The sequence below is a fragment of the Streptomyces sp. NPDC004561 genome, assembly GCF_053602155.1.
Map to the genome: position 1 here is coordinate 1 of NZ_JBSGDB010000506.1, position 5,986 is coordinate 5,986.

Consider the following 5,986-nt stretch of genomic DNA (forward strand, 5'->3'; position numbering starts at 1 on the left):
GTGCGGGGGTCGGTCGCGGCACCGGACTTGTCGAGCGAGGTCACGGCTTGAGGAACCCGGCCTGGCTCAGCACCTTCTGGCCCTCGGCGGACTGCACGAGGGCGATGAACGCCTTGGCGGTCCGGGCGTTCGGGGCGTTCTTCAGCAGGGCGATCGGGTAGTCGTTGATCGCCTTGGCGGACTCGGGGAACTCCACGCCCTCCACCTTGTCACCCGCGGACTTCACATCGGTCTTGTAGACGACCGCGGCGTCGGCCTCCTTCAGCTCCACCTTGTTCAGGGCGCTCTTGACGTCCTGCTCGTAGGAGACCGGCGTGAGCTTGAGGCCGCTGGCCTTCAGGGCCTTCTGCGCGGCGGCGCCGCAGGGCACCGTCTTGTCGCACAGGACGACCTTCAGACCGGACTTGGTGAGGTCCTTGAGGGAGGCGACCTTGTTCGGGTTGCCGGGCAGGGTGGCGATCTCCAGCTGGTTGCGGACGAAGGTGGCCGGGGTGCCGACCGCGTCCTTCTTGTCCGTCACGATCGCCATGGTCTTGGGGCTGGCGGCGGCGAAGACGTCCGCCGGGGCGCCGCCGGTGATGCTCGCGGCGAGGGTGTCGCTGCCACCGAAGTTGAAGCTGACCTTGGCGCCCGGGTGCTGCTTCTCGAACTCCTGGCCGAGGGCCGTGAAGCTCTCCTTCAGGGAAGCGGCGGCGAACACGGTGACCGTGCCGGAGAGCTTCGGGGAGGCGGAGTCGGACGTGTCCGCCTTGGTGGTCGACGAGTCCGACGAGGAGGAGCAGGCGCTGAGTGCCATCAGGGCGGCGGCTCCCGCACCGGCCAGCTGCAGCATCCGCCGGGTCCGGCGCACGGAACGGGTCATCACGGTTCTACTCCTCGGGTTCTGTGGAACATGTGTCGCGCCCTGGCACGGCCGGGCAACGGCCGTGCGGCGATGATACTGCCGCATCTGCCAGGTGTAAGTCTTCTGTCATATCGCATGAGCTGCGAACTCGTGACTTGTAGCTTGCATATGCGTTTGCACGGAGCTCGCGGGCGGGTACGGTCCTGCGGGAGGTGGTCGCAGTGACGCTCGCGGAACTCGCCCTGACCGGAGACCTGGCCCGGCCCGTCCGGCTGACCCTGCCGCAGCTGCTCCGCTGGCCGCAGCACCGGGTGGCCGTCAGCTTCGAGTGCGCGACCAGCGGCGTCCAGCACCACCGGTTCGCGGGGCCGCGCCTGTACGACGTCCTCGCCGACTCGGGACCCGCGTTCGACCCGGCCCGGCGCAAGGACCGGCTGCGCTTCCTCATCGCGGTCACCGGCACCGACGGCCATCACGCCGTGCTGTCCTGGGCCGAGATCGACCCCGACTTCGCCGCCGCGCCCGTCCTGCTCGCCGTCAGCATCGACGGCACCCCGCTGGACGCTGCCGGACCCCAGCTGGTGCTCCCGCAGGACCGGTGCGGGGCCCGGCACATCAGCGGGATCACGGCGATCCGGGTGGACGGCCGTTACCGCTTCGACGGTCCAGCGCCAGCCACACCCGGTCGCGCGTCAGCGGCAGCCTCGTGAACCGCACCCCGGTCGCGTCCCGCAGGGCGTTGGCCAGGGCCGGCGCGACCGGGTTGAACGGGCTCTCGCTCATCGACTTGGCGCCCAGCGGCCCGATCGCGTCGGCGGTCTCCATGAAGTGCACCTCGGTGCGCGGCACATCGGCGTACTGGGGGAGCCGGTAGCGGCGGAAGGCGGCCGTGTCGACCGCGCCCCGCTCGTCCAGCCGCACCTGTTCGAAGAGCGTGGCGCCGAGCGCCTGGGCGACCCCGCCCTCCACCTGCCCCCGGCACTGCATCGGGTTCATCACCCTGCCCGCGTCGGCCGCGTGCACACTGCGCAGGATGCGGATCTCCCCGGTGCCGGGGTCGACGGCCACCCGGAACCAGTGCGCGTTGAAGGCGACCGAGCGCGGAGTGCCGCCGAAGTGCCCGTCCGCGGCCGGCTCCATCCCGACCGCGCGGGAGGCCGCGTACACGTCCTTCTGCAGCAGGTGTCCGCCCGGGTGCAGCACGGCCTCCTCGGCGAGCCGGCAGCCGGCGCGGGCCACGCCCAGGTGGGCGGCGGCGAAGTCCAGCACCTGGTCGGCGAGCGCGCGGGCGGCGCGGAGGGTGGCCTTGCCGGCGACGACGGTGCCGGTGGAGGCGAACGCGCCGGTGTCGTGCCGTACGACGTCCGTGTCGGACTGGCGGACGGTGATCCGGGCGACGGTGGTGGCGAGTTCACCGGCCGCGATCTGCTGGTGCACCGTGGTCGTGCCGTTGCCGAACTCGGCGGTGCCGACGGCCAGATCGAAGGTGCCGTCCGGGAGGAGGACGGCCCTGGCGTCGGCGATGTGGCCGCCGGGCGGGCCGGTCGCGATCATCGCCAGGGCCGCGCCCTCGCCGACCAGCCAGCCCTCGGGGACGCTCCCGACGGGCTCGGCCTGGGCCCGGCGCACGATCGACAGGCACTGGTCGAGGCCGTAGCTCGCGATGTGCAGGTCCTCCTCGTGACTGCCGGGGGTGACCATCGGCTCGTCCGGGCCGATGATGTTGCGCGCCTTGAACTCCAGCGGGTCCAGGCCGAGCCGCCGGGCCAGTTCGTCGAGCGCGGACTCCACCGCGAACAGCACCTGCCCGAGGCCGTAACCGCGGAAGGCACCCGCCGGGACGGTGTGCGTGTACACCGAGAAGGCGTCGACCTTCTTGTGCGGGGCGCGGTAGACCGCCATGGACTCGCCGACGCTGTGGAAGATCACGGCCGGGCCGTGGTTGCCGTACGCGCCCGTGTTCGCCACCACGCGCAGCCGGAGCGCGGTCAGGGTGCCGTCGAGGCGGGCGCCCGCCTTCACGCCGATGGTGAAGGGATGCCGGGTGGTCGCGCCGTAGAACTGCTCGGCAAGGGTGTACTCCAGCTTCACCGGTCGGCGCAGCTTCAGCACGGCCAGGGCCACGATGTCCTCGACCAGCATCTCCTGCTTGCCGCCGAAGCCGCCGCCGACCCGGCCCGCGACCACCCGGACCCGCTCCTCGGGCAGGTCGTACAGGGCGCACAGGGCGCGGCGGGTGAGGAACGGGGTCTGCGAGCTGGTGCGGACGGTGAGCCGGCCGTCCTCGTCGAGCCAGGCCACCGCGCCGTGCGTCTCCAGGCTCGCGTGCTGCACGCGCTGGGTGCGGAACGTCTCCTCGTAGACGACGTCCGCTTCGGCGAAACCCGCCGTCACGTCCCCGATCTCGCCGTGCGCCTCGCCGACGACGTTGGCCTCGGGGGGGCGATCCGGGCGGTGGCCGCGTCCTTGGCGTGGACGACCGGCGCCCCCGGCCGCATGGCCTCCTCCGGGTCGAGGACGGCGGGCAGCACCTCGTACGTCACCTCGATCCGCCGGCAGCCCTCCTCGGCCGCCGCCTCGCTGTCGGCGACGACGGCCGCCACGCGCTGGCCGATGTGGCGGACGGTGTCGTCCAGCACGCGGGTGTCGGCCGGGTCCTCCTCGGGGTGTTCGTGGCGGGCCCTGGAGAAGTGCCGCTCGGGGGCGTCGTGGTGGGTGAACACCGCGTGCACGCCGGGGACGCGCAGGGCGGGCGCGGTGTCGACGGCGAGGATGCGGGCATGGGCGTGCGGGGAGCGCAGCAGCTTCATGTGCAGCAGGCCGGGCACGTCGACGTCGAAGGTGTAGCGGGCGGTGCCGGTGACCACCTGCGGGCCGGCCGGGGCGGGCAGGCTCCGGCCGACGGACTCGCCGGGGGCCGGCGCCTCGGTGTTGCGCACCCCCGTACGGCGTCCTCGATGGCCCGGTAGCCCGTGCAGCGGCACAGGTTGCCCTTGAACGCCCGGGGCAGGTCCGCCAGTTGCTCCTCCTTGAGGGCCGCCGTGGTCATGAGGAAGCCCGCCGTGCAGAAGCCGCACTGGAAGCCCTGCGCGTCCAGGAACTTCCGCTGGACGGGGTGGAGTTCGCCGTCCGGCGCGGCCAGGCCCTCGACCGTGGTGACGCTCCGGCCGTCGGCGCGCAGGGCCGGGTAGAGGCAGCTGTGCACGGGCTCGCCGTCGACGTGGACCGTGCAGGCGCCGCAGTCGCCCGCGTCGCAGCCCTTCTTGACCCCGAACCAGCCGCGTTCGCGCAGGTAGGTGCGCAGACACTGGCCCGGCCGGGCCTCCTCCTCGTGGGAACGGCCGTTGACCTCGATCCTCACCGTGCCACCTCCGCCAGCTCGCCGCGGATCTCCTCCGCGAACCGGAACGTCATGTGCCGCCGCCACTCGGGCAGCCCGTGGATGTCGTCGAACCACTCGCTGTCCGCGACCGCCGCGCCGATCGCCGCCCGCAGCGCGCCGGCCGCCGGCGGCAGCGGGAACCACAGCCGCACCGGCCGGACCGTCGAGGCGGTGACGGTGATCGTCACCGAGCCGTCGACCGGGTCCAGCGTGCCGATGACCAGCGCTCCTGAGCGCCCGAGCCCGTACAGGGACGCCTGGCGGAACGCCGTGCGGCAGGCCAGGGCGCGGGCGGGGAGGGTGACCGAGCGCAGGAGTTCGCCGTCGGCGAGGTCCTTGCGGCCGGCTCCGGTGATGACGTCGGCGACCCGGACCCGGACCCGGCGCCGGGAGCCGTCCTGGGCGATGAGCAGGCAGGTGCCGTCCAGCGCGGCGGTGAGCGAGATCATCGGGCCGGCGGGCAGGCCGTTGCACAGGTTCCCGCCCACCGTGGCCATGTTCCAGATCTTGAACGAGGCGAGGAAGGCCCGGCAGCACTGCTCGAACAGCGGTGCCGCCGGGGCGAGCAGGGTGCGGGCGCTGCGCGAGAGCCGGGCGACGGTGCAGGTGGCGGCGATCTCCAGCGAGCCGTCCGGGTGGCGCTCGACAGGCGTCCAGCCCATTCGGCTCAGGTCCAGCAGACGCCTCAGGTGCGGCTGGGGCTCGGAGAAGAGATAGGTTCCGCCGCCGAGCCAGGCTTCGCCCGGGCGCCAGGGCGCGGGCCGCCGTGCGTCTCGGATGTCGGCCACCGTGTTCAGGTCCATGGCCGGAAGTGAACCAACGGGAACCGGCCGGGACGACTGGTGCTGGGCACGGAAACTCCGACGCCGAAAGCCCCGGGACTGGAGGATCAACCAGCAGGCATTCCCCTCGAACATCCTTGCATTTACGATGCAGAATCCCGCACTCACCTGGTGAATGCGGGATGCCGGCGGTTCCGTCATCCGCCCGGCGGCCGTACGAGGAGCCAGCACATGCACGTCGAACACCTCCTGGGGGACGCCTCCCTCGGCCTGCGCCTGCTGTGGGCGCAGGACACGCTGCTGAGGCGGGAGATCAGCGGAGTGACCGTCACGGACCTGGAGGACCCGGCCCGGTTCGTACGGCCCGGCGAGGTCGTGCTCAGCGGGCTCGTCTGGTGGCAGCCCGACGACGGCTCCGGCAGGGCGGAGCGGTTCGTCTCGGCGCTGAAGGACGCGGGGGCGGCGGCGCTGCTCGCCGGCGAGGAGACCCACGGGAGGGTGCCGGACGACCTGGTCGAGGCCTGTGCGCGGCACGGGGTGCCGGTGGCCGGAGTGCCGGCCCACGTCATGTTCCGGGCCATCACGGACACCGTGTACCTGCGCCAGTGGGGCGGGCTGAGCCGCCACCACGCGCTGCCCGAGAACGCGCGGGTCCGGCTGAGCCGGCTGCTCGCCCAGGCGGCCGGACCGGACGCCGTCCTCGCCGCCGCCTTCGCCCACCTCGGCGGGACCGCCGCGTACGTCTTCACCGCGTCGGGGCGCACGGTCGGGGCGACCCCGGGCGCCCCGGACGTACCGGTGCGGGAGGCGGCCGCGCTCGTGGCGGACGGCTCCGGTGTGACCGTCTCCGTCGACGCGGACGGCGTCTCCCCGTACGAGCGCCGGCTGCTGTACCTGCCCGACCCCGACGGCGCCCCGTCGCGCATGCTGCACGAGGTCGCCACCGTCCTGGGCCGCTGTCAGGAGGCCACCGCGCGG

4 protein-coding genes and 1 pseudogene are annotated in these 5,986 nt (G+C 73.1%); 2 read left to right on the plus strand and 3 right to left on the minus strand.

Annotation, left to right across the window (positions count from 1 at the left end):
• Positions 1-40: 40 nt before the first annotated feature.
• Positions 41-862 (minus strand): molybdate ABC transporter substrate-binding protein, encoded by an 822-nt coding sequence (gene modA / locus ACWEN3_RS39160; RefSeq protein WP_452981319.1) that lies wholly within the window; start codon positions 860-862, stop codon positions 41-43.
• A gap of 194 nt (positions 863-1,056) precedes the next feature.
• On the opposite strand from modA, the gene ACWEN3_RS39165 reads away from it, so the two are divergent.
• Complete coding sequence (locus tag ACWEN3_RS39165) at positions 1,057-1,554, plus strand: molybdopterin-dependent oxidoreductase (protein ID WP_452981322.1); 498 nt, start codon at positions 1,057-1,059, stop codon at positions 1,552-1,554.
• On the opposite strand, the pseudogene ACWEN3_RS39170 reads toward ACWEN3_RS39165, so the two are convergent.
• Positions 1,469-4,205, minus strand: a pseudogene (locus ACWEN3_RS39170) (molybdopterin-dependent oxidoreductase). The gene ACWEN3_RS39165 and the pseudogene ACWEN3_RS39170 overlap by 86 nt on opposite strands.
• Complete coding sequence (locus ACWEN3_RS39175) at positions 4,202-5,029, minus strand: FAD binding domain-containing protein (RefSeq protein ID WP_452981325.1); 828 nt, start codon at positions 5,027-5,029, stop codon at positions 4,202-4,204. The pseudogene ACWEN3_RS39170 and the gene ACWEN3_RS39175 overlap by 4 nt, the downstream one beginning before the upstream one ends.
• Before the next feature lie 210 nt (positions 5,030-5,239).
• Between ACWEN3_RS39175 and ACWEN3_RS39180 the strand changes: the two genes are divergently transcribed.
• Positions 5,240-5,986: PucR family transcriptional regulator ligand-binding domain-containing protein (locus ACWEN3_RS39180; RefSeq protein ID WP_452981328.1), on the plus strand; the 747-nt coding region annotated here is incomplete at its 3' end.

Coding starts and splice junctions, on each gene's coding strand:
- modA (WP_452981319.1), bottom strand. CDS start 862: ATGACCCGTTCCGTGCGCCGGACCCGGCGGATGCTGCAGCTGGCCGGT.
- ACWEN3_RS39175 (WP_452981325.1), bottom strand. CDS start 5,029: ATGGACCTGAACACGGTGGCCGACATCCGAGACGCACGGCGGCCCGCG.